The organism is Lamprobacter sp., assembly GCF_034860625.1.
In the GTDB taxonomy this organism is placed as follows: Bacteria; Pseudomonadota; Gammaproteobacteria; order Chromatiales; family Chromatiaceae; genus Lamprobacter.
In genome coordinates this window covers 1-1,719 of record NZ_JAYESN010000453.1, presented here as the reverse complement: position 1 = coordinate 1,719, position 1,719 = coordinate 1, and the positions used below count along the sequence as shown (strand labels likewise).

Below are 1,719 nucleotides of genomic sequence, written 5' to 3'. Positions count from 1 at the left end.
ATATGACGGCCATAGTAGCGAATCGGCTTCGCTGTCGCGTCAAGGCTACCGGGTGCGCTCGCGCGTGCGAACTGAACTCGCTGGCCCCTTACCACATGCCTCAACGAACATGGCCATTCGCCTAAGGCCTGGCCCATGATGCCCCTAGGACTAGGGCTTAGCCGTCGAGATTATCTGGCGATTCAGCTAAGCGGCGACAACGGTGTATCGGTCGCTCAGCTCGGCTCATCAACTAGGCTGGCGCGTATTCTCAGCCGGGCTCAGGTAGCCACGCGCGGCGTCGAGCAGCTTGCGCCGGCCGAGCAGGATCTGCATCCGCCGCCCACCGCACTGCCGCCAAAGGATTGCCGAGCGGATACCGGCCAGCAGCAGCGCGCGGATGCGCTCCTGATTCTCCTCGTTCTGCAGATAGAGCGGATTGCCGCGCACGATGATGCGCGGCTCGAGCTTACTGATCGTCGCCGAGTAGAGGCTGGCGAAGCGAGCAATCACATCACGATCGATCAAAGGCGCCTCACCGCGGGCCTCGCGCACCGACTCGATGCCATCGCCGAGCGCCGCCAACATATCGCCACGTTCAGCCAGGGTGCGCTCGTGCTTGAGCAGCGTGATCACGTAGCGCGTCATTTCCATATTGCGCTCGGGCTGGCCGGTGAGCTGGGCGATGATCTGCCGCGCTCCAGTCGCTACCGCGCCGGACTCGCCGTAGACCGCCGGCACATCATCGGCATCGATCTGGAACAGACTGTAGAGGCAGGGTTCCATCTGCTCGATGTCGACGCTGCCGCGGTTGGCGATGCGCAGCACGCAGTGCGACGCCTGGTGGAGTCCGGCGAGCGCGATGATGCGGTCTTGGTCGCTATAGGGCATGGATGTTAGGTCTCGAAAACGTGGGGCAGTCAGAACGATCTGGGGACTTCACGCAGGCCGGGACTGACCTAGTGCTCAACAGCCGAGGCATCCAACGACCGGATGGCCGATCGGTCTAGCCCAGCCCCGTCAGCCTGATGTATCACACAACCACCCAGACATTCGTCACCCTGATAAAACACCGCCGATTGGCCAGGCGTGATCGCGCGCTGTGGCGCGTCGAATCGAACCTGGCAAGACTGGCTATCGTAACCAACGATGGTACAGCGCTGCAGCGATTGCCGATGCCGCAACCGACACAAACACGGGATGGGAGCTTCTGAAGGTGGCTGCCCACTGATCCAATGCAGCTGCTCTCCGCTCAGCTGCGAGGCATAGAGCAGCGGATGATCACCGCCCTGCACCGCGATCAGCGCGTTGCGCTCGACATCCTTGCAGGCGACGAACCAGGGCGCCTCCTCACGCGCGGCGACCCCGCCGATACCGAGCCCCTGACGCTGCCCGATGGTGTACCAAGCGAGGCCGCGATGCTCGCCGACGACCTCGCCCTCTGGGGTCATGATCGGCCCCGGATTGCGCGGCAGATAGCGGTCGAGGAAGTCCGCGAAGCGGCGCTCACCGATAAAACAGATGCCGGTACTGTCCTTCTTCTCGGCGTTCGCCAGCCCGAGCTGCCGCGCTTTCTCCCTCACCTCGGCCTTGGTCAGATCAGCCAGCGGGAACAGGGCGCGGCTGAGCTGCGCCTGGCTGAGCTGATGCAGAAAGTAGGTCTGGTCTTTGTTCGCATCGACGGCCAGGCGCAGCCGCGCGCCATCGCCCGCGTGCTCGACGCGCGCATAATGGCCGGTC

General features: G+C 63.8%; 2 protein-coding genes. Both read right to left on the bottom strand.

What is annotated here, in order from left to right; translation table 11 throughout:
• Positions 1 to 228 precede the first annotated feature (228 nt).
• Positions 229 to 870, bottom strand: a complete 642-nt coding sequence (gene hflD, locus VBE63_RS28765; RefSeq protein WP_323686401.1) for a high frequency lysogenization protein HflD — start codon at positions 868 to 870, stop codon at positions 229 to 231.
• Between the two features lie 68 nt (positions 871 to 938).
• Positions 939 to 1,719 (bottom strand): tRNA 2-thiouridine(34) synthase MnmA (mnmA, locus tag VBE63_RS28760; protein WP_323686400.1); only part of this gene is annotated, 781 nt, incomplete at its 5' end.

Bases quoted from the DNA above. Each gene is read 5' to 3' on its own strand.
- hflD (WP_323686401.1), bottom strand. From the start codon at position 870: ATGCCCTATAGCGACCAAGACCGCATCATCGCGCTCGCCGGACTCCAC.